Genomic DNA, 17,189 nt, shown 5'->3' on the forward strand with positions numbered 1-17,189 from the left:
AAAAGCGGGGAGACCCGCTTTTTTTACGTCTTAATAGTGCGGTGGAGGCGTTTCTTCTGCCTGTGAAGCCATATGCGAGGGCTGAGTAGCTTTCAGCTTTTCCACCATCAGGCGCATATGTTCGCGCATCCTGGCCATTTCTATCTCGTGGGCGGTGACGGTCTTGTTGAGGTCTTCAATGGTGATTTCCTGAAACGCCAGTCTGCTCTCCAGCTCTGCAAGGCGAGTCTCTAAAGTGCTATCGTGCATGAGTAACCTCTTCTGTCTGATCCTGCGGGCGGATTCTACTGAAGTTTCAGCATTCACGCAGCATCGTTACGCCTGACAGGAAACTAATTCATACAAAAATAGTCTGAAATGAGGCGATATTCAGGTACGTCTGTATGTTGATTTGTTCTGCAACGTTCTATAGTACGTTTTTTGTTTTTTATGATAACCCTGGGGTGAGATGCCCCGGCCCTGGAGAAATGGATGAAATCACTGTTTAAAGTAACGCTGCTGGCGACCACAATGGCCGTCGCCCTGAATGCACCGCTGACCTTTGCTGCTGAAACTGTGACCAAAGCAGCCACCGAAGCGAAAGCGGCACCTGCAACGGACAGCAAATCGGCATTCAAAAATGACGATCAGAAATCTGCATATGCGCTGGGTGCATCGCTGGGACGTTACATGGAAAACTCCCTGAAAGAACAAGAAAAACTGGGCATCAAATTAGATAAAGCTCAGCTGATTGCCGGCGTTCAGGACGCTTTTGCCGATAAGAGCAAACTGTCCGATCAGGAGATCGAACAGACTCTGCAGGCGTTTGAAACTCGCGTAAAAACCGCTGCTCAGCAGAAAATGGAAAAAGATGCTGCTGAGAATGAGGCAAAAGGTAAAGCTTATCGCGATGCCTATGCGAAAAAGCAGGGTGTGAAAAAAGCGAATTCCGGTCTGCTGTACAAAGTAGAGAAAGCGGGTACGGGCGAAGCGCCGAAAGACAGCGATACCGTTGTTGTTAACTACAAAGGTACGCTGATCGATGGTAAAGAGTTTGATAACTCTTACACCCGTGGCGAACCGCTGTCCTTCCGTCTGGACGGCGTAATCCCTGGCTGGACTGAAGGCCTGAAGAACATCAAGAAAGGCGGTAAAATTCAGCTGGTCATTCCGCCGGATCTGGCTTACGGCAAAACCGGCGTACCGGGTATCCCGGCTAACTCCACTCTGGTATTTGATGTAGAGCTGTTGGACATCAAACCGGCTCCGAAAGCGGACGCCAAGCCTGAAGCCGCGGCCGAAGCGCCAGCCGCTGACGCGAAGAAGTAATCTGGCTCAAGCCGCCGCCTCCAGGGCGGCGGCTTTTTTATTGAGGGCAGATATAATTAAAACTGGAAAGAACCTCAGGCGCTGTATTACTTTAGATAGATTAATAATGATGATGAGCCTGCCCTGACGATAACGACAGGCTCCTGAAAAGGAGTGCTTTTTTCCATGTCCAGGTCGCTTTTAACCAACGAGACCAGCGAGCTTGATTTGCTGGATCAACGTCCTTTTGACCAGACCGACTTCGATATCCTTAAATCCTATGAAGCGGTAGTGGACGGGTTAGCGATGCTCATCGGTTCCCACTGTGAAATCGTACTGCACTCATTGCAGGACTTAAAATGTTCCGCTATTCGTATCGCCAACGGTGAACATACCGGCCGTCAGATCGGCTCGCCAATTACCGACCTTGCGTTGCGCATGTTGCACGATATGACTGGGGCCGATAGCAGCGTTTCCAAATGCTATTTTACTCGCGCCAAAAGCGGCGTACTGATGAAATCAGTGACCATCGCTATCCGCAACCGTGACCATCGGGTTATTGGCCTGCTGTGCATCAACATGAACCTTGACGTGCCGTTCTCGCAAATAATGAGCACCTTTATTCCGCCAGAAACGACAGAAGTGAATTCACAGGTCAACTTTGCTTCATCGGTTGACGACCTGGTTGCACAGACGCTTGAGTTCACTATTGAAGAGGTGAATGCCGACCGCAACGTTTCTAACAACGCCAAAAATCGTCAGATCGTTCTGAACCTCTATGAGAAAGGGATCTTTGATATCAAAGACGCCATTAATCAGGTAGCGGATCGGCTGAACATCTCTAAGCACACGGTATATCTCTATATTCGTCAGTTCAAAAGCGGAGATTTCCAGGGGCTGGATAAATAATGCGTTTTGCCATTACGGTGACGGGGCCGGCTTATGGTACGCAGCAGGCCAGCAGCGCACTGCAGTTTGCCCGAGCCGTGTTGCAGGAAGGCCACGAATTGCTCAGTATCTTTTTCTATCGTGAAGGCGTCTACAATGCGAATCAGCTAACTGCCCCCGCCAGCGATGAGTTTGATCTGGTCCGGGCCTGGCAGGCATTACATGACGACCACGGCGTCTCCTTACATATCTGTGTAGCCGCAGCTTTACGACGTGGCATAACCGATGCACAGGAGGCGCAGCAGCTGAGTTTGCCTGCGCATAATTTGCAGCCGGGCTTTACGCTGAGTGGATTAGGTGCGTTGGCGGAAGCTGCCTTAACCTGCGACCGGATGGTGCAGTTCTGATGAAACGCATAGCCTTTATTTTTTCGTCCGCACCCCATGGCTCAGCATCGGGCAGGGAAGGGCTGGATGCCCTGCTGGCTACATCCGCACTGACGGAAGAGATTGGCGTCTTCTTCGTCGGAGATGGCGTATTTCAGCTCCTTCCGGAGCAGCGGCCAGCCGCAGTGCTGGCGCGCGATTATATCTCTACCTTTAAACTCCTGTCGCTATACGATATTGAACAGTGTTGGATTTGCGCGGCTTCAGCGCGCGAGCGCGGCCTGACTTCCGCCACGCCGTGGGTCGTGGACGGTAAATGGCTGGAGCCAGAGGCTCTGCGCGCCCGGCTGGACGATTTTAACGTGATACTGCGTTTCTGAGGTCTGAATGCTCCACACATTAAGCACATCCCCCTGGCACGCCGATATTGCGGCTATGCTCCGTTTGATAAAAGAAGGTGACGAGCTGCTGCTGCTGTCGGACGGCGTTATCGCCGCTGTCGCTCAAGGCCGTTTCCTTGAAATCCTGCAATCTGCCCCCATATCCCTCTACGCTCTGCAAGACGATATCGAAGCCCGCGGGCTGGCTGGTCAAATTGCGGACAGTGTCGTCAGGGTTAGCTATACTGATTTCGTCAGACTTTCAGTCAAACATGCCGGTCAGTTGTCCTGGTAATGGCGGGATTGTTGTATATTTCTTGACACCTTTTCGGCACCGCCCTAAAATTCTGCGTCCTCATATTATATGAGGCGATTTATTACGTGTTTACGAAGCAAAAGCTAAAACCAGGAGCTATTTAATGGCAACAATTAACCAGCTGGTACGCAAACCACGCGCGCGCAAAGTTGCAAAGAGCAACGTGCCGGCGCTGGAAGCCTGCCCGCAGAAACGTGGCGTATGTACTCGTGTATATACCACCACTCCTAAGAAACCGAACTCCGCACTGCGTAAAGTTTGCCGTGTGCGTCTGACTAACGGTTTCGAAGTCACCTCCTACATCGGTGGTGAAGGTCACAACCTGCAGGAGCACTCCGTGATCCTGATCCGTGGCGGTCGTGTTAAAGACCTTCCGGGTGTTCGTTACCACACCGTTCGTGGTGCGCTTGACTGCTCCGGCGTTAAAGACCGTAAGCAAGCTCGCTCCAAGTATGGCGTGAAGCGTCCTAAGGCTTAATGGTTCTCCGTTAAGTAAGGCCAAACGTTTTATATTAATGTCAAACTAAACTCTTAGAGTTTTGGACAATCCTGAATTAACAACGGAGTATTTCCATGCCACGTCGTCGCGTCATTGGTCAGCGTAAAATCCTGCCGGATCCTAAGTTCGGATCAGAACTGCTGGCTAAATTTGTAAATATCCTGATGGTAGATGGTAAAAAATCTACTGCAGAAGCAATCGTATACAGCGCGCTGGAGACCCTGGCTCAGCGCTCTGGTAAAAATGAACTGGAAGCATTCGAAGTCGCTCTCGACAACGTTCGCCCGACTGTCGAAGTTAAGTCCCGCCGCGTTGGTGGTTCTACTTATCAGGTTCCAGTTGAAGTCCGTCCGGTTCGTCGTAATGCTCTGGCAATGCGTTGGATCGTTGAAGCTGCTCGTAAACGTGGTGATAAATCCATGGCTCTGCGTCTGGCGAACGAACTTTCTGATGCTGCAGACAACAAAGGTACTGCAGTTAAGAAACGTGAAGACGTTCACCGTATGGCAGAAGCCAACAAGGCGTTCGCACACTACCGTTGGTAATCCCTTCGGAGTCTTAGTCACCAGGCGGGCGCTTCAGGTAAGTCGCCCGTTTTGGATAACTTAACTGAACGCCTAAAGAAATAAACGAGGAATCAAATGGCTCGTACAACACCCATCGCACGCTACCGTAACATCGGTATCAGTGCGCACATCGACGCCGGTAAAACTACTACTACCGAACGTATTCTGTTCTACACCGGTGTAAACCACAAAATCGGTGAAGTTCATGACGGCGCTGCCACCATGGACTGGATGGAGCAGGAGCAAGAGCGTGGTATTACTATCACCTCCGCAGCGACTACTGCATTCTGGTCAGGTATGGCTAAGCAGTATGAACCGCATCGCGTAAACATCATCGACACCCCGGGGCACGTTGACTTCACTATCGAAGTAGAACGTTCCATGCGTGTGCTTGATGGTGCAGTAATGGTTTACTGCGCAGTTGGTGGTGTTCAGCCTCAGTCTGAAACCGTATGGCGTCAGGCAAACAAATATAAAGTTCCGCGCATTGCGTTCGTTAACAAAATGGACCGTATGGGTGCGAACTTCCTGAAAGTTGTTGGTCAGATCAAAACCCGTCTGGGCGCGAACCCTGTTCCGCTGCAGCTGGCGATTGGCGCTGAAGAAGCGTTCACCGGTGTTGTTGACCTGGTGAAAATGAAAGCCATCAACTGGAACGAAGAAGATGCAGGCGTAACCTTCACTTACGAAGATATTCCGGCAGACATGCAGGAACTGGCCGAAGAATGGCACCAGAACCTGATCGAGTCCGCTGCTGAAGCTTCTGAAGAGCTGATGGAAAAATACCTGGGTGGCGAAGAACTGACTGAAGAAGAGATTAAAACTGCTCTGCGTCAGCGCGTTCTGAATAACGAAATCATCCTTGTAACCTGTGGTTCTGCGTTCAAGAACAAAGGCGTACAGGCGATGCTGGATGCGGTAGTTGACTACCTGCCATCCCCGGTCGACGTTCCTGCGATCAACGGTATCCTGGACGATGGTAAAGATACTCCTGCTGAGCGTCACGCTAGCGATGATGAGCCGTTTGCTGCTCTGGCATTCAAAATCGCTACCGACCCGTTCGTGGGTAACCTGACCTTCTTCCGCGTGTACTCTGGTGTGGTTAACTCTGGTGATACCATCCTGAACTCCGTGAAAGCTGCTCGTGAGCGTTTCGGTCGTATCGTACAGATGCACGCTAACAAACGTGAAGAGATCAAAGAAGTTCGCGCGGGCGATATCGCTGCTGCTATCGGTCTGAAAGACGTTACTACGGGTGATACTCTGTGTGATCCTAACGCGCCGATCATTCTGGAGCGTATGGAATTCCCTGAGCCGGTAATCTCTATCGCCGTTGAACCGAAAACCAAAGCTGACCAGGAAAAAATGGGTCTGGCTCTGGGCCGTCTGGCTAAAGAAGACCCGTCTTTCCGCGTATGGACTGATGAAGAATCTAACCAGACTATCATCGCCGGTATGGGTGAGCTGCACCTCGACATCATCGTTGACCGTATGAAACGTGAATTCAACGTTGAAGCGAACGTCGGTAAACCTCAGGTTGCTTACCGTGAAGCGATTCGCGCGAAAGTTACCGATATCGAAGGTAAACACGCTAAACAGTCTGGTGGTCGCGGTCAGTATGGTCACGTCGTTATCGACATGTACCCGCTGGAGCCGGGCTCTAACCCGAAAGGTTACGAGTTCATCAACGACATTAAAGGTGGTGTAATTCCTGGTGAATACATCCCGGCCGTTGATAAAGGCATCCAGGAGCAGCTGAAAGCTGGCCCTCTGGCTGGTTATCCGGTAGTTGATCTGGGCGTGCGTCTGCACTTCGGTTCTTACCACGACGTTGACTCCTCTGAACTGGCGTTTAAACTGGCCGCTTCTATTGCCTTCAAAGATGGCTTTAAGAAAGCGAAACCAGTTCTGCTTGAGCCGATCATGAAGGTTGAAGTAGAAACTCCGGAAGAGAACACTGGTGACGTTATCGGTGACCTTAGCCGTCGTCGCGGTATGCTGCGCGGTCAGGAATCCAACGTGACTGGCGTTGTGATCCACGCTGAAGTTCCGCTGTCTGAAATGTTCGGATATGCAACTCAGCTGCGTTCTCTGACCAAAGGTCGTGCTTCTTACTCCATGGAGTTCCTGAAGTATGATGATGCGCCGAACAACGTTGCTCAGGCCGTAATCGAAGCCCGTGGTAAATAAGCCGCAGGGTTAAAACCAAAGTCCCGTGCTCTCTCCTGAAGGGGAGAGCACTATAGTAAGGAATATAGCCGTGTCTAAAGAAAAATTTGAACGTACAAAACCGCACGTCAACGTCGGTACTATCGGCCACGTTGACCATGGTAAAACTACTCTGACCGCTGCAATCACTACCGTTCTGGCTAAAACCTACGGTGGTGCTGCTCGCGCATTCGACCAGATCGATAACGCGCCGGAAGAAAAAGCTCGTGGTATCACCATCAACACTTCCCACGTTGAATATGACACCCCGACTCGCCACTACGCGCACGTAGACTGCCCGGGCCACGCCGACTATGTTAAAAACATGATCACCGGTGCTGCGCAGATGGACGGCGCGATCCTGGTTGTTGCTGCGACTGACGGCCCGATGCCGCAGACTCGTGAGCACATCCTGCTGGGTCGTCAGGTAGGCGTTCCGTACATCATCGTGTTCCTGAACAAGTGCGACATGGTTGATGACGAAGAGCTGCTGGAACTGGTTGAAATGGAAGTTCGTGAACTTCTGTCTCAGTACGATTTCCCGGGCGACGACACTCCGATCGTTCGTGGTTCTGCTCTGAAAGCTCTGGAAGGCGACGCTGAGTGGGAATCTAAAATCATCGAACTGGCTGGCTTCCTGGATTCTTATATTCCGGAACCAGAGCGTGCGATTGACAAGCCGTTCCTGCTGCCGATCGAAGACGTATTCTCCATCTCCGGTCGTGGTACCGTTGTTACCGGTCGTGTAGAGCGCGGTATCATCAAAGTTGGCGAAGAAGTTGAAATCGTTGGTATCAAAGACACTGCTAAGTCTACCTGTACTGGCGTTGAAATGTTCCGCAAACTGCTGGACGAAGGCCGTGCTGGTGAGAACGTTGGTGTTCTGCTGCGTGGTATCAAACGTGAAGAAATCGAACGTGGTCAGGTACTGGCTAAGCCGGGCTCTATCAAGCCGCACACCAAGTTCGAATCTGAAGTTTATATCCTGTCCAAAGACGAAGGCGGCCGTCACACTCCGTTCTTCAAAGGCTACCGTCCGCAGTTCTACTTCCGTACAACTGACGTGACTGGCACCATCGAACTGCCGGAAGGCGTAGAGATGGTTATGCCGGGCGACAACATCAAAATGGTTGTTACCCTGATCCACCCGATCGCGATGGACGACGGTCTGCGTTTCGCAATCCGTGAAGGCGGCCGTACCGTTGGCGCGGGCGTTGTTGCTAAAGTTCTCGGCTAATTATTAGTCCGGAATGAAAAAGGGCGCTAAGGCGCCCTTTTTGCTGTCTGTAATTTGAGAGCATATCCGTGAAAGATTACAGAGAATAAATGACATGTATATTTAATAAACAGACTATTGTAATCATAACTATTCTCATTTACACTTCGCCTGTAAGTTGAACGGGAGTATGTATGTACGTTTGTCTGTGTAATGGTGTGAACGATAAAAAAATTCGTCAGGCTGTGCGCCAGTTTCACCCTCAATCTTTCCAGCAGTTGCGCAAATTTATTCCCGTGGGAAATCAATGCGGTAAGTGTGTGCGCGCGGCCAGAGAAATTATGGAAGATGAATTAACTCGCATGCCGGAATATCAAGAGATTGCCTGAAGACCACGGCTTAACTTTGACATCCTAATAGCCCGAACTACGCTTCAATAAGTGGAAGCGGAGGGACTATATAATGAAAGGTGATGTCAAAATCATAAGTTATCTCAATAAATTATTGGGAAATGAGCTGGTCGCAATTAATCAGTACTTTCTCCATGCGAGAATGTTCAAAAACTGGGGCCTGATGCGCCTCAATGATGTCGAATACCATGAATCCATCGATGAAATGAAGCATGCCGATAAGTATATCGAGCGTATTTTGTTTCTTGAGGGGATCCCTAACCTGCAGGACCTCGGTAAACTCCGCATTGGGGAGGACGTCGAGGAGATGCTGCAATCTGACCTGAGGCTGGAACTGGAAGGGGCAAAGGATCTACGAGAAGCCATTGCCTATGCCGACAGCGTCCATGACTACGTCAGCCGGGATATGTTAATCACTATCCTTGCAGACGAAGAAGGGCATATCGATTGGCTTGAAACCGAACTGGATCTCATAGCTAAAATTGGTCTGCAGAATTATCTTCAGTCGCAGATTAAAGTGGCGGACTAAGAAAGGTCATACCTTCAGATGATAAACCCGCTACGGCCAGAAAAGGGCCAAAAGGTAGCGGGTTATGTAATGCCTCTCTTTCTCTGGTGCGTAGAATCACTACTGCTACGGCAGCGCATGCCAGAATCGTTGCGATAAGAACCAGCTGCGGTAAAGCTCTCCAGCCATGCCAGGCTCCGAGTGCGGCGAGTAACTTTACATCACCGTAGCCGATACCTTCAGACCCACGTACTCCCCTGTAGAACCAATAAATCAACGCAAAGGCCAGATAGCCTGCTATCGCTCCCCATACCGCATGCGGAAGATTGACCGGCGACATAGATACATAGTAAAGCAGCCCGCTCCAGAGCAGAGGGCAGGTGAATTTATCGGGTAGCAAGCCATAGCGCAGATCGTGCCAGCTGAGAGTGAGCAATAAGCCGCCGTAGATAATAAAGAAGACAACGTTCGCAACTGCCATTGATTTTCTCCATGTTGTGGCTGTTAGCACCGAGTGTGCTGAGGTGGAGAGCATCTGGCAAAGGCCAATGACCGGGAATGGACTGACTTATCCAAATTTTTTATGTCTACAGGTTGCGTTACGGCGTGAGCGGAAGCGGACTCGCAGAAAGAAGTGATGATTTTCTACGCAGTACTTGCGTTGTGGCTGAATTTGCGTATAATGCGCGGGCCTGTCAAAGTTGACGGCCGGTTCGATATGAACCCTGGTAGCAGCAACAAGCTACCAAACAATGTTCCCAATTGGGGAACTATGTAAGAACGGTTACACTCTCCCATCAATCGTAATGGGTATGAGGAGTAACCATTTCGTCTATAAAATAATTGGAGCTCTGGTCTCATGCAGAACCAAAGAATCCGTATCCGCCTTAAAGCGTTTGATCATCGTCTGATCGATCAATCAACCGCGGAAATCGTCGAGACTGCTAAGCGCACTGGTGCGCAAGTCCGTGGTCCGATCCCGCTGCCGACCCGCAAAGAGCGCTTTACCGTTCTGATCTCTCCGCACGTTAACAAAGACGCGCGCGATCAGTACGAAATCCGCACTCATAAGCGTCTGGTTGACATCGTTGAGCCAACTGAAAAAACCGTTGATGCTCTGATGCGTCTGGATCTGGCTGCCGGTGTAGACGTGCAGATCAGCCTGGGTTAATCAGGTCATCGAGCGATTGAGAGGTTGAAACAATGATTGGTTTAGTCGGTAAAAAAGTGGGCATGACCCGCATCTTCACTGAAGATGGCGTATCTATCCCAGTAACCGTAATCGAAGTTGAAGCAAACCGCGTTACTCAGGTTAAAGATCTGGCTAACGATGGCTACCGTGCCGTTCAGGTTACCACTGGTGCTAAAAAAGCTAACCGTGTAACCAAACCGGAAGCGGGTCACTTCGCTAAAGCTGGCGTTGAAGCTGGCCGTGGTCTGTGGGAATTCCGTCTGGCTGACGGCGAAGAGTTCACCGTAGGTCAGGACATTAGCGTTGAGCTGTTTGCTGACGTTAAAAAAGTTGACGTAACCGGTACCTCTAAAGGTAAAGGTTTTGCTGGTACCGTTAAGCGCTGGAACTTCCGTACCCAGGACGCAACTCACGGTAACTCCTTGTCTCACCGCGTTCCGGGTTCTATCGGTCAGAACCAGACTCCGGGCAAAGTGTTCAAAGGCAAGAAAATGGCAGGTCAGCTGGGTAACGAACGTGTAACCGTTCAGAGCCTGGACGTAGTACGTGTTGACGCTGAGCGCAACCTGCTGCTGGTTAAAGGTGCAGTCCCGGGTGCAACCGGTAGCGACCTGATCGTTAAACCAGCTGTGAAGGCGTAAGGGGATAGCAATGGAATTAGTATTGAAAGACGCGCAGAGCGCGCTGACTGTTTCCGAAACTACCTTCGGTCGTGATTTCAACGAAGCGCTGGTTCACCAGGTTGTAGTTGCTTATGCAGCTGGTGCTCGTCAGGGTACTCGTGCTCAGAAGACTCGTGCTGAAGTAACTGGTTCAGGCAAAAAGCCGTGGCGCCAGAAAGGTACCGGCCGTGCGCGTTCAGGTTCTATCAAGAGCCCGATCTGGCGTTCAGGTGGCGTGACCTTCGCTGCTCGTCCGCAGGACCACAGTCAAAAAGTTAACAAAAAGATGTACCGCGGCGCGCTGAAAAGCATTCTGTCCGAACTGGTACGTCAGGATCGTCTGATCGTTGTCGAATCTTTCTCTGTAGAAGCGCCTAAAACTAAGCTGCTGGCACAGAAACTGAAAGACATGGCTCTGGAAGATGTGCTGATCATCACCGGTGAGCTGGACGAGAACCTGTTCCTTGCTGCGCGCAACCTGCACAAGGTTGACGTACGTGATGCAACTGGTATCGACCCGGTTAGCCTGATCGCCTTCGACAAAGTCGTAATGACTGCTGATGCTGTTAAGCAAGTTGAGGAGATGCTGGCATGATTCGTGAAGAACGTCTGCTGAAGGTGCTGCGCGCACCGCACGTTTCTGAAAAAGCGTCTACTGCGATGGAAAAAACTAACACCATCGTTCTCAAAGTTGCTAAAGACGCGACCAAAGCAGAGATCAAAGCTGCTGTGCAGAAACTGTTTGAAGTCGAAGTCGAAGTCGTTAACACCCTGGTGGTTAAAGGGAAAGTTAAACGTCACGGACAGCGTATCGGTCGTCGTAGCGACTGGAAAAAAGCTTACGTCACCCTGAAGGAAGGCCAGAATCTGGACTTCGTCGGCGGCGCTGAGTAAGTCGGAGGAGTAATACAATGGCAGTTGTTAAATGTAAACCGACATCTCCGGGTCGTCGCCACGTTGTTAAAGTGGTCAACCCAGAGCTGCACAAGGGCAAACCTTTTGCTCCGCTGGTTGAAAAAAACAGCAAATCCGGTGGTCGTAACAACAATGGCCGTATCACCACTCGTCATATCGGTGGTGGTCACAAACAGGCCTACCGTATTGTTGACTTCAAACGCAACAAAGATGGTATCCCGGCAGTTGTTGAACGTCTTGAGTACGATCCGAACCGCTCCGCGAACATCGCGCTGGTTCTGTACAAAGACGGTGAGCGCCGTTACATTCTGGCCCCTAAAGGCCTGAAAGCTGGCGACCAGATTCAGTCTGGCGTTGATGCTGCAATCAAAGCAGGCAACACCCTGCCGATGCGCAATATCCCGGTTGGTTCTACCGTTCATAACGTAGAAATGAAACCAGGTAAAGGCGGTCAGCTGGCTCGTTCCGCTGGTACTTACGTTCAGATCGTTGCTCGCGATGGTGCTTATGTCACCCTGCGTCTGCGTTCTGGTGAAATGCGTAAAGTCGAAGCAGACTGCCGCGCTACTCTGGGCGAAGTTGGCAATGCTGAGCATATGCTGCGCGTTCTGGGTAAAGCAGGTGCTGCACGCTGGCGTGGCGTTCGTCCTACCGTTCGCGGTACTGCGATGAACCCAGTCGACCACCCACATGGTGGTGGTGAAGGTCGTAACTTTGGTAAGCACCCGGTAACTCCGTGGGGCGTTCAGACCAAAGGTAAGAAGACCCGCAGCAACAAGCGTACTGATAAATTCATCGTACGTCGCCGTAGCAAATAATTTTAGAGGATAAGCCATGCCACGTTCTCTCAAGAAAGGTCCTTTTATTGACCTGCACTTGCTGAAGAAGGTAGAGAAAGCGGTGGAAAGCGGAGACAAGAAGCCCCTGCGCACTTGGTCCCGTCGTTCAACGATCTTTCCTAACATGATCGGTTTGACCATCGCTGTCCATAATGGTCGTCAGCACGTTCCAGTTTTTGTTTCCGACGAAATGGTTGGTCACAAACTGGGTGAATTCGCACCGACTCGTACTTATCGCGGCCACGCTGCTGATAAAAAAGCGAAGAAGAAATAAGGTAGGAGGAAGAGATGGAAACTTTAGCTCAACATCGCCATGCTCGTTCTTCTGCTCAGAAGGTACGCCTTGTTGCTGACCTGATTCGCGGTAAGAAAGTGTCGCAGGCCCTGGATATTCTGACCTACACCAACAAGAAAGCTGCTGTACTGGTCAAGAAGGTACTGGAATCTGCCATTGCTAACGCTGAACACAACGATGGCGCTGACATTGATGATCTGAAAGTTGCGAAAATTTTCGTAGACGAAGGCCCGAGCATGAAGCGCATTATGCCGCGTGCTAAAGGTCGTGCAGATCGCATCCTGAAGCGCACCAGCCACATTACTGTGGTTGTGTCCGATCGCTGAGACTCTGGAGACTAGCAATGGGTCAGAAAGTACATCCTAATGGTATTCGCCTGGGTATTGTAAAACCATGGAACTCTACCTGGTTTGCGAACACCAAAGAATTCGCTGACAACCTGGACAGCGATTTTAAAGTACGTCAGTACCTGACTAAGGAACTGGCGAAAGCGTCTGTATCTCGCATCGTTATCGAGCGTCCGGCTAAGAGCATTCGTGTGACCATTCACACCGCTCGCCCGGGTATCGTTATCGGTAAGAAAGGCGAAGACGTAGAAAAACTGCGCAAGGTCGTCGCGGATCTCGCTGGCGTGCCTGCACAGATCAATATTGCCGAAGTTCGTAAGCCTGAACTGGACGCTAAATTGGTTGCTGACAGCATCACTTCTCAGCTGGAACGTCGCGTTATGTTCCGTCGTGCTATGAAGCGTGCTGTACAGAACGCAATGCGTCTGGGCGCTAAAGGTATCAAAGTTGAAGTTAGCGGCCGTCTGGGCGGCGCGGAAATCGCACGTACCGAATGGTACCGTGAAGGTCGCGTACCGCTGCACACTCTGCGTGCTGACATCGACTACAACACCTCTGAAGCGCACACCACTTACGGTGTAATCGGCGTTAAGGTATGGATCTTCAAAGGTGAGATCCTGGGTGGTATGGCTGCTGTTGAACAACCGGAACCGGCTGCTCAACCTAAAAAGCAGCAGCGTAAAGGCCGTAAATAAGGAGCGTCGCTGATGTTACAACCAAAGCGTACAAAATTCCGTAAAGTGCACAAAGGCCGCAACCGTGGTCTGGCGCAGGGTACGGATGTTAGCTTCGGCACTTTCGGTCTGAAAGCTGTTGGCCGTGGTCGTCTGACTGCACGTCAGATCGAAGCAGCACGTCGTGCTATGACCCGTGCAGTTAAGCGTCAAGGTAAGATCTGGATCCGTGTATTCCCGGACAAACCGATCACCGAGAAGCCGCTGGAAGTTCGTATGGGTAAAGGTAAAGGTAACGTGGAGTACTGGGTTGCCTTGATTCAGCCGGGTAAAGTCCTTTATGAAATGGACGGCGTACCGGAAGAGCTGGCCCGTGAAGCATTCGGCCTGGCAGCAGCGAAACTGCCGATCAAAACCACCTTTGTAACTAAGACGGTGATGTAATGAAAGCAAAAGAGCTGCGTGAAAAAAGCGTTGAAGAGCTGAACGCTGAGCTGCTGAACCTGCTGCGTGAGCAGTTCAACCTGCGTATGCAGGCTGCAAGTGGCCAGCTGCAACAGACTCATCTGCTGAAGCAAGTGCGTCGTGATGTTGCACGCGTTAAGACTTTACTGACTCAGAAGGCGGGTGCGTAATGACCGATAAAATCCGTACTCTGCAAGGTCGCGTGGTTAGCGACAAAATGGAGAAATCCATTGTTGTTGCTATCGAACGTATGGTGAAACACCCGGTATACGGCAAATTCATCAAGCGTACGACCAAACTGCACGTACATGACGAGAACAACGAATGCGGTATCGGTGACGTGGTTGAAATCCGCGAATGCCGTCCGCTGTCCAAGACTAAGTCCTGGACGCTGGTTCGCGTTGTAGAGAAAGCGGTTCTGTAATACAGTACGCATTCTCGATACGGATAAACGGCTCAGCGATGAGCCGTTTATTTTTTCTACCCATATCTGATTTGCGGTGTTATAATGCCGCGCCCTCGATATGGGGCTTTTTTAACGACCCTATTTTTGGGTCTCAGTAGTAGTTGACATTAGCGGAGCACTAAAATGATCCAAGAACAGACTATGCTGAACGTCGCCGACAACTCCGGTGCACGTCGCGTAATGTGTATCAAGGTTCTGGGTGGCTCGCACCGTCGCTACGCAGGCGTAGGCGACATCATCAAGATCACCATCAAAGAAGCAATTCCGCGTGGTAAGGTCAAAAAAGGTGATGTGCTGAAGGCGGTAGTGGTGCGCACCAAGAAGGGTGTTCGTCGCCCGGACGGTTCTGTCATTCGCTTCGATGGTAATGCATGCGTTATTTTAAACAATAACAGCGAGCAGCCCATCGGTACGCGTATTTTTGGGCCGGTAACTCGTGAACTTCGTAACGAGAAGTTCATGAAAATTATCTCTCTGGCCCCAGAAGTACTCTAAGGAGCGAATCATGGCAGCGAAAATCCGTCGTGATGACGAAGTTATCGTGTTAACCGGTAAAGATAAAGGTAAACGCGGTAAAGTTAAGAATGTCTTGTCTTCCGGCAAGCTCATTGTTGAAGGTATCAACCTGGTTAAGAAACACCAGAAGCCGGTTCCGGCTCTGAACCAACCAGGCGGCATCGTTGAAAAAGAAGCTGCTATTCAGGTTTCTAACGTTGCAATCTTCAATGCGGCAACCGGCAAGGCTGACCGTGTAGGCTTTAGATTCGAAGACGGCAAAAAAGTCCGTTTCTTCAAGTCTAACAGCGAAACTATCAAGTAATTTGGAGTAGTACGATGGCGAAACTGCATGATTACTACAAAGACGAAGTAGTTAAGAAACTCATGACTGAGTTTAACTACAATTCTGTCATGCAAGTCCCTCGGGTCGAGAAGATCACCCTGAACATGGGTGTTGGTGAAGCGATCGCTGACAAGAAACTGCTGGATAACGCAGCAGCGGATCTGACAGCAATCTCCGGTCAAAAACCGCTGATCACCAAAGCACGCAAATCAGTTGCAGGCTTCAAAATCCGTCAGGGCTATCCGATCGGCTGTAAAGTAACTCTGCGTGGCGAACGCATGTGGGAGTTCTTTGAGCGCCTGATCACTATTGCTGTACCGCGTATCCGTGACTTCCGTGGCTTGTCCGCTAAGTCTTTCGACGGTCGTGGCAACTACAGCATGGGTGTCCGTGAGCAGATCATCTTCCCAGAAATCGACTACGATAAAGTCGACCGCGTTCGTGGTTTGGATATTACCATTACCACTACTGCGAAATCTGATGAAGAAGGCCGCGCTCTGCTGGCTGCCTTTGACTTCCCGTTCCGCAAGTAAGGTAGGGTTACTTAATGGCTAAGCAATCAATGAAAGCACGCGAAGTAAAGCGCGTGGCTTTAGCTGATAAATTCTTCGCTAAACGCGCTGAACTGAAAGCTATCATCTCTGATGTGAACGCAACCGACGAAGATCGTTGGAATGCTGTTCTCAAGCTGCAGACTCTGCCGCGTGATTCCAGCCCGTCTCGTCAGCGTAATCGCTGCCGTCAAACAGGTCGTCCGCATGGTTTCCTGCGGAAGTTCGGGTTGAGCCGTATCAAGGTCCGTGAAGCCGCAATGCGCGGTGAAATCCCGGGTCTGAAAAAGGCTAGCTGGTAATTGTCACCAATTGAATCACGGGAGTAAAGACAGATGAGCATGCAAGATCCGATCGCGGATATGCTGACCCGTATCCGTAACGGTCAGGCCGCGAATAAAGCTGCGGTCACCATGCCTTCCTCCAAGCTGAAAGTGGCAATTGCCAACGTGCTGAAGGAAGAAGGCTTTATTGAAGATTTTAAAGTTGAAGGCGACATCAAGCCGGAACTGGAACTGACTCTTAAGTATTTCCAGGGTAAAGCTGTTGTAGAAAGCATTCAGCGTGTCAGCCGCCCAGGTCTGCGCATCTACAAACGTAAAGATGAGCTGCCGAAAGTTATGGCGGGTCTGGGTATCGCGGTTATTTCTACCTCTAAAGGTGTTATGACTGATCGTGCAGCGCGCCAGGCTGGTCTTGGTGGCGAAATTATCTGCTACGTAGCCTAATCGGAGGAAAAAATGTCTCGTGTTGCTAAAGCACCGGTCGTTGTTCCTGCCGGCGTTGATGTAAAAATCAACGGTCAGGTTATTACGATCAAAGGTAAAAACGGCGAGCTGACTCGTACCCTCAACAATGCTGTTGAAGTTAAACATGCAGATAATGCTCTGACCTTCGGTCCGCGTGATGGTTTCGTGGATGGATGGGCTCAGGCTGGTACCGCGCGTGCCCTGCTGAACTCAATGGTTGTTGGTGTTACCGAAGGCTTCACTAAAAAGCTTCAGCTGGTTGGTGTAGGTTATCGTGCAGCGGTCAAAGGGGATGTAGTAAACCTGGCTTTAGGTTTCTCTCATCCTGTTGAGCATAAACTGCCGGCCGGTATCACTGCAGAATGTCCGACTCAAACTGAAATCGTGCTGAAAGGCGCTGATAAGCAGGTGATCGGTCAGGTTGCAGCAGATCTGCGCGCCTACCGTCGTCCTGAGCCTTATAAAGGTAAGGGTGTTCGTTACGCCGACGAAGTCGTGCGTACCAAAGAGGCTAAGAAGAAGTAAGGTA

Annotated in this window: 30 protein-coding genes; 28 read left to right on the forward strand and 2 right to left on the reverse strand. The window is 50.6% G+C overall.

Translation table 11 applies throughout. From position 1 onward, the window contains the following. Positions 1-30: 30 nt before the first annotated feature. Positions 31-249, reverse strand: coding sequence for a protein SlyX (locus tag K2184_RS22095; protein WP_004106384.1), 219 nt, complete (start codon positions 247-249; stop codon positions 31-33). A gap of 222 nt (positions 250-471) precedes the next feature. Between K2184_RS22095 and fkpA the strand changes: the two genes are divergently transcribed. The 11 genes from fkpA (at position 472) to bfr (ending at position 8,685) form a co-directional block, all read left to right on the forward strand. Then, positions 472-1,308, forward strand: coding sequence for an FKBP-type peptidyl-prolyl cis-trans isomerase (fkpA, locus tag K2184_RS22100; RefSeq protein ID WP_004106382.1), 837 nt, complete (start codon positions 472-474; stop codon positions 1,306-1,308). 165 nt (positions 1,309-1,473) lie between these two features. Further along, positions 1,474-2,196 carry a helix-turn-helix transcriptional regulator gene (locus tag K2184_RS22105; RefSeq protein WP_004106380.1) on the forward strand — a complete coding sequence of 241 codons (723 nt, stop codon included), beginning with the start codon at positions 1,474-1,476 and terminating at the stop codon, positions 2,194-2,196. Next, positions 2,196-2,582 carry a sulfurtransferase complex subunit TusD gene (gene tusD / locus K2184_RS22110; RefSeq protein WP_064343917.1) on the forward strand — a complete coding sequence of 129 codons (387 nt, stop codon included), beginning with the start codon at positions 2,196-2,198 and terminating at the stop codon, positions 2,580-2,582. The genes K2184_RS22105 and tusD overlap by 1 nt, the downstream gene beginning before the upstream one ends. After that, positions 2,582-2,941 carry a sulfurtransferase complex subunit TusC gene (gene tusC / locus K2184_RS22115; RefSeq protein ID WP_163525593.1) on the forward strand — a complete coding sequence of 120 codons (360 nt, stop codon included), beginning with the start codon at positions 2,582-2,584 and terminating at the stop codon, positions 2,939-2,941. Before tusD ends, tusC begins: the two co-directional genes overlap by 1 nt. A gap of 7 nt (positions 2,942-2,948) precedes the next feature. Beyond that, positions 2,949-3,236: a sulfurtransferase complex subunit TusB gene (gene tusB, locus K2184_RS22120; protein WP_004106373.1), complete on the forward strand. Its 288-nt coding sequence runs from the start codon at positions 2,949-2,951 to the stop codon at positions 3,234-3,236. Positions 3,237-3,360: 124 nt separating this feature from the next. Next, positions 3,361-3,735, forward strand: a complete 375-nt coding sequence (gene rpsL / locus K2184_RS22125; protein ID WP_002920115.1) for a 30S ribosomal protein S12 — start codon at positions 3,361-3,363, stop codon at positions 3,733-3,735. A gap of 95 nt (positions 3,736-3,830) precedes the next feature. Next, positions 3,831-4,301: a 30S ribosomal protein S7 gene (gene rpsG / locus K2184_RS22130; protein ID WP_004106370.1), complete on the forward strand. Its 471-nt coding sequence runs from the start codon at positions 3,831-3,833 to the stop codon at positions 4,299-4,301. Between the two features lie 96 nt (positions 4,302-4,397). Further along, positions 4,398-6,512 carry an elongation factor G gene (gene fusA, locus K2184_RS22135; protein ID WP_004115957.1) on the forward strand — a complete coding sequence of 705 codons (2,115 nt, stop codon included), beginning with the start codon at positions 4,398-4,400 and terminating at the stop codon, positions 6,510-6,512. Between the two features lie 70 nt (positions 6,513-6,582). Beyond that, a complete protein-coding gene (gene tuf, locus K2184_RS22140; RefSeq protein WP_004115955.1) occupies positions 6,583-7,767 on the forward strand; it encodes an elongation factor Tu in 1,185 nt (394 codons plus the stop codon). Between the two features lie 173 nt (positions 7,768-7,940). Further along, positions 7,941-8,135: a bacterioferritin-associated ferredoxin gene (bfd, locus tag K2184_RS22145; RefSeq protein WP_004106366.1), complete on the forward strand. Its 195-nt coding sequence runs from the start codon at positions 7,941-7,943 to the stop codon at positions 8,133-8,135. A gap of 73 nt (positions 8,136-8,208) precedes the next feature. Next, the gene (bfr, locus tag K2184_RS22150; RefSeq protein ID WP_004106364.1) at positions 8,209-8,685 is read left to right on the forward strand and encodes a bacterioferritin; all 477 of its coding nucleotides are present in this window, start codon (positions 8,209-8,211) and stop codon (positions 8,683-8,685) included. Here the strand turns inward: bfr and K2184_RS22155 are convergent. Next, positions 8,669-9,145, reverse strand: a complete 477-nt coding sequence (locus K2184_RS22155) for a prepilin peptidase (RefSeq protein WP_024274769.1) — start codon at positions 9,143-9,145, stop codon at positions 8,669-8,671. The two genes, bfr and K2184_RS22155, sit on opposite strands and share 17 nt — an antisense overlap. Positions 9,146-9,523: 378 nt before the next feature. Here K2184_RS22155 and rpsJ point away from each other — a divergent pair, with 378 nt between their 5' ends. The 17 genes from rpsJ to rplF all read left to right on the forward strand — a co-directional run bounded on the left by rpsJ (position 9,524) and on the right by rplF (position 17,185). Next, the gene (rpsJ, locus tag K2184_RS22160) at positions 9,524-9,835 is read left to right on the forward strand and encodes a 30S ribosomal protein S10 (protein ID WP_001181005.1); all 312 of its coding nucleotides are present in this window, start codon (positions 9,524-9,526) and stop codon (positions 9,833-9,835) included. 32 nt (positions 9,836-9,867) lie between these two features. Next, positions 9,868-10,497: a 50S ribosomal protein L3 gene (gene rplC, locus K2184_RS22165; RefSeq protein ID WP_004106354.1), complete on the forward strand. Its 630-nt coding sequence runs from the start codon at positions 9,868-9,870 to the stop codon at positions 10,495-10,497. A gap of 10 nt (positions 10,498-10,507) precedes the next feature. Then, positions 10,508-11,113: a 50S ribosomal protein L4 gene (rplD, locus tag K2184_RS22170; protein ID WP_003031119.1), complete on the forward strand. Its 606-nt coding sequence runs from the start codon at positions 10,508-10,510 to the stop codon at positions 11,111-11,113. After that, positions 11,110-11,412, forward strand: a complete 303-nt coding sequence (gene rplW / locus K2184_RS22175; protein ID WP_000617546.1) for a 50S ribosomal protein L23 — start codon at positions 11,110-11,112, stop codon at positions 11,410-11,412. Before rplD ends, rplW begins: the two co-directional genes overlap by 4 nt. A 17-nt stretch (positions 11,413-11,429) precedes the next feature. Continuing rightward, positions 11,430-12,251 carry a 50S ribosomal protein L2 gene (gene rplB, locus K2184_RS22180; protein WP_000301869.1) on the forward strand — a complete coding sequence of 274 codons (822 nt, stop codon included), beginning with the start codon at positions 11,430-11,432 and terminating at the stop codon, positions 12,249-12,251. A gap of 16 nt (positions 12,252-12,267) precedes the next feature. After that, positions 12,268-12,546: a 30S ribosomal protein S19 gene (gene rpsS / locus K2184_RS22185; RefSeq protein ID WP_001138115.1), complete on the forward strand. Its 279-nt coding sequence runs from the start codon at positions 12,268-12,270 to the stop codon at positions 12,544-12,546. A 14-nt stretch (positions 12,547-12,560) separates the two neighbouring features. Beyond that, positions 12,561-12,893, forward strand: coding sequence for a 50S ribosomal protein L22 (gene rplV / locus K2184_RS22190; protein ID WP_002919773.1), 333 nt, complete (start codon positions 12,561-12,563; stop codon positions 12,891-12,893). 17 nt (positions 12,894-12,910) lie between these two features. Further along, the gene (gene rpsC / locus K2184_RS22195) at positions 12,911-13,609 is read left to right on the forward strand and encodes a 30S ribosomal protein S3 (RefSeq protein ID WP_004106350.1); all 699 of its coding nucleotides are present in this window, start codon (positions 12,911-12,913) and stop codon (positions 13,607-13,609) included. A gap of 12 nt (positions 13,610-13,621) precedes the next feature. Continuing rightward, the gene (rplP, locus tag K2184_RS22200) at positions 13,622-14,032 is read left to right on the forward strand and encodes a 50S ribosomal protein L16 (protein WP_002919759.1); all 411 of its coding nucleotides are present in this window, start codon (positions 13,622-13,624) and stop codon (positions 14,030-14,032) included. Next, entirely contained in the window at positions 14,032-14,223 is a 192-nt protein-coding gene (gene rpmC / locus K2184_RS22205) for a 50S ribosomal protein L29 (protein ID WP_002919754.1), read from the forward strand. The genes rplP and rpmC overlap by 1 nt, the downstream gene beginning before the upstream one ends. Beyond that, complete coding sequence (rpsQ, locus tag K2184_RS22210) at positions 14,223-14,477, forward strand: 30S ribosomal protein S17 (RefSeq protein WP_004106347.1); 255 nt, start codon at positions 14,223-14,225, stop codon at positions 14,475-14,477. The genes rpmC and rpsQ overlap by 1 nt, the downstream gene beginning before the upstream one ends. Before the next feature lie 165 nt (positions 14,478-14,642). After that, positions 14,643-15,014 carry a 50S ribosomal protein L14 gene (rplN, locus tag K2184_RS22215; protein WP_000613954.1) on the forward strand — a complete coding sequence of 124 codons (372 nt, stop codon included), beginning with the start codon at positions 14,643-14,645 and terminating at the stop codon, positions 15,012-15,014. Positions 15,015-15,024: 10 nt separating this feature from the next. Continuing rightward, positions 15,025-15,339: a 50S ribosomal protein L24 gene (rplX, locus tag K2184_RS22220; protein WP_004106345.1), complete on the forward strand. Its 315-nt coding sequence runs from the start codon at positions 15,025-15,027 to the stop codon at positions 15,337-15,339. Positions 15,340-15,353: 14 nt separating this feature from the next. Beyond that, positions 15,354-15,893, forward strand: a complete 540-nt coding sequence (rplE, locus tag K2184_RS22225; RefSeq protein WP_001096202.1) for a 50S ribosomal protein L5 — start codon at positions 15,354-15,356, stop codon at positions 15,891-15,893. 14 nt (positions 15,894-15,907) lie between these two features. Then, the gene (gene rpsN / locus K2184_RS22230; protein ID WP_002919667.1) at positions 15,908-16,213 is read left to right on the forward strand and encodes a 30S ribosomal protein S14; all 306 of its coding nucleotides are present in this window, start codon (positions 15,908-15,910) and stop codon (positions 16,211-16,213) included. A 33-nt stretch (positions 16,214-16,246) separates the two neighbouring features. Continuing rightward, positions 16,247-16,639 carry a 30S ribosomal protein S8 gene (gene rpsH / locus K2184_RS22235; RefSeq protein WP_004106343.1) on the forward strand — a complete coding sequence of 131 codons (393 nt, stop codon included), beginning with the start codon at positions 16,247-16,249 and terminating at the stop codon, positions 16,637-16,639. 12 nt (positions 16,640-16,651) lie between these two features. Then, positions 16,652-17,185 (forward strand): 50S ribosomal protein L6, encoded by a 534-nt coding sequence (rplF, locus tag K2184_RS22240; protein ID WP_004106341.1) that lies wholly within the window; start codon positions 16,652-16,654, stop codon positions 17,183-17,185. Positions 17,186-17,189 lie beyond the last annotated feature (4 nt).

The sequence above is a fragment of the Klebsiella sp. K5-306 genome (assembly GCF_051835185.1).
Taxonomy (GTDB): Bacteria; Pseudomonadota; Gammaproteobacteria; order Enterobacterales; family Enterobacteriaceae; genus Klebsiella; species Klebsiella oxytoca.

Excerpts from the sequence above, each read along its gene's own strand:
- K2184_RS22095 (WP_004106384.1), bottom strand. The coding sequence starts at position 249 with ATGCACGATAGCACTTTAGAGACTCGCCTTGCAGAGCTGGAGAGCAGA.
- fkpA (WP_004106382.1), top strand. The coding sequence starts at position 472 with ATGAAATCACTGTTTAAAGTAACGCTGCTGGCGACCACAATGGCCGTC.
- K2184_RS22105 (WP_004106380.1), top strand. The coding sequence starts at position 1,474 with ATGTCCAGGTCGCTTTTAACCAACGAGACCAGCGAGCTTGATTTGCTG.
- tusD (WP_064343917.1), top strand. The coding sequence starts at position 2,196 with ATGCGTTTTGCCATTACGGTGACGGGGCCGGCTTATGGTACGCAGCAG.
- tusC (WP_163525593.1), top strand. The coding sequence starts at position 2,582 with ATGAAACGCATAGCCTTTATTTTTTCGTCCGCACCCCATGGCTCAGCA.
- tusB (WP_004106373.1), top strand. The coding sequence starts at position 2,949 with ATGCTCCACACATTAAGCACATCCCCCTGGCACGCCGATATTGCGGCT.
- rpsL (WP_002920115.1), top strand. The coding sequence starts at position 3,361 with ATGGCAACAATTAACCAGCTGGTACGCAAACCACGCGCGCGCAAAGTT.
- rpsG (WP_004106370.1), top strand. The coding sequence starts at position 3,831 with ATGCCACGTCGTCGCGTCATTGGTCAGCGTAAAATCCTGCCGGATCCT.
- fusA (WP_004115957.1), top strand. The coding sequence starts at position 4,398 with ATGGCTCGTACAACACCCATCGCACGCTACCGTAACATCGGTATCAGT.
- bfd (WP_004106366.1), top strand. The coding sequence starts at position 7,941 with ATGTACGTTTGTCTGTGTAATGGTGTGAACGATAAAAAAATTCGTCAG.
- bfr (WP_004106364.1), top strand. The coding sequence starts at position 8,209 with ATGAAAGGTGATGTCAAAATCATAAGTTATCTCAATAAATTATTGGGA.
- K2184_RS22155 (WP_024274769.1), bottom strand. The coding sequence starts at position 9,145 with ATGGCAGTTGCGAACGTTGTCTTCTTTATTATCTACGGCGGCTTATTG.
- rpsJ (WP_001181005.1), top strand. The coding sequence starts at position 9,524 with ATGCAGAACCAAAGAATCCGTATCCGCCTTAAAGCGTTTGATCATCGT.
- rplC (WP_004106354.1), top strand. The coding sequence starts at position 9,868 with ATGATTGGTTTAGTCGGTAAAAAAGTGGGCATGACCCGCATCTTCACT.
- rplD (WP_003031119.1), top strand. The coding sequence starts at position 10,508 with ATGGAATTAGTATTGAAAGACGCGCAGAGCGCGCTGACTGTTTCCGAA.
- rplW (WP_000617546.1), top strand. The coding sequence starts at position 11,110 with ATGATTCGTGAAGAACGTCTGCTGAAGGTGCTGCGCGCACCGCACGTT.
- rplB (WP_000301869.1), top strand. The coding sequence starts at position 11,430 with ATGGCAGTTGTTAAATGTAAACCGACATCTCCGGGTCGTCGCCACGTT.
- rpsS (WP_001138115.1), top strand. The coding sequence starts at position 12,268 with ATGCCACGTTCTCTCAAGAAAGGTCCTTTTATTGACCTGCACTTGCTG.
- rplV (WP_002919773.1), top strand. The coding sequence starts at position 12,561 with ATGGAAACTTTAGCTCAACATCGCCATGCTCGTTCTTCTGCTCAGAAG.
- rpsC (WP_004106350.1), top strand. The coding sequence starts at position 12,911 with ATGGGTCAGAAAGTACATCCTAATGGTATTCGCCTGGGTATTGTAAAA.
- rplP (WP_002919759.1), top strand. The coding sequence starts at position 13,622 with ATGTTACAACCAAAGCGTACAAAATTCCGTAAAGTGCACAAAGGCCGC.
- rpmC (WP_002919754.1), top strand. The coding sequence starts at position 14,032 with ATGAAAGCAAAAGAGCTGCGTGAAAAAAGCGTTGAAGAGCTGAACGCT.
- rpsQ (WP_004106347.1), top strand. The coding sequence starts at position 14,223 with ATGACCGATAAAATCCGTACTCTGCAAGGTCGCGTGGTTAGCGACAAA.
- rplN (WP_000613954.1), top strand. The coding sequence starts at position 14,643 with ATGATCCAAGAACAGACTATGCTGAACGTCGCCGACAACTCCGGTGCA.
- rplX (WP_004106345.1), top strand. The coding sequence starts at position 15,025 with ATGGCAGCGAAAATCCGTCGTGATGACGAAGTTATCGTGTTAACCGGT.
- rplE (WP_001096202.1), top strand. The coding sequence starts at position 15,354 with ATGGCGAAACTGCATGATTACTACAAAGACGAAGTAGTTAAGAAACTC.
- rpsN (WP_002919667.1), top strand. The coding sequence starts at position 15,908 with ATGGCTAAGCAATCAATGAAAGCACGCGAAGTAAAGCGCGTGGCTTTA.
- rpsH (WP_004106343.1), top strand. The coding sequence starts at position 16,247 with ATGAGCATGCAAGATCCGATCGCGGATATGCTGACCCGTATCCGTAAC.
- rplF (WP_004106341.1), top strand. The coding sequence starts at position 16,652 with ATGTCTCGTGTTGCTAAAGCACCGGTCGTTGTTCCTGCCGGCGTTGAT.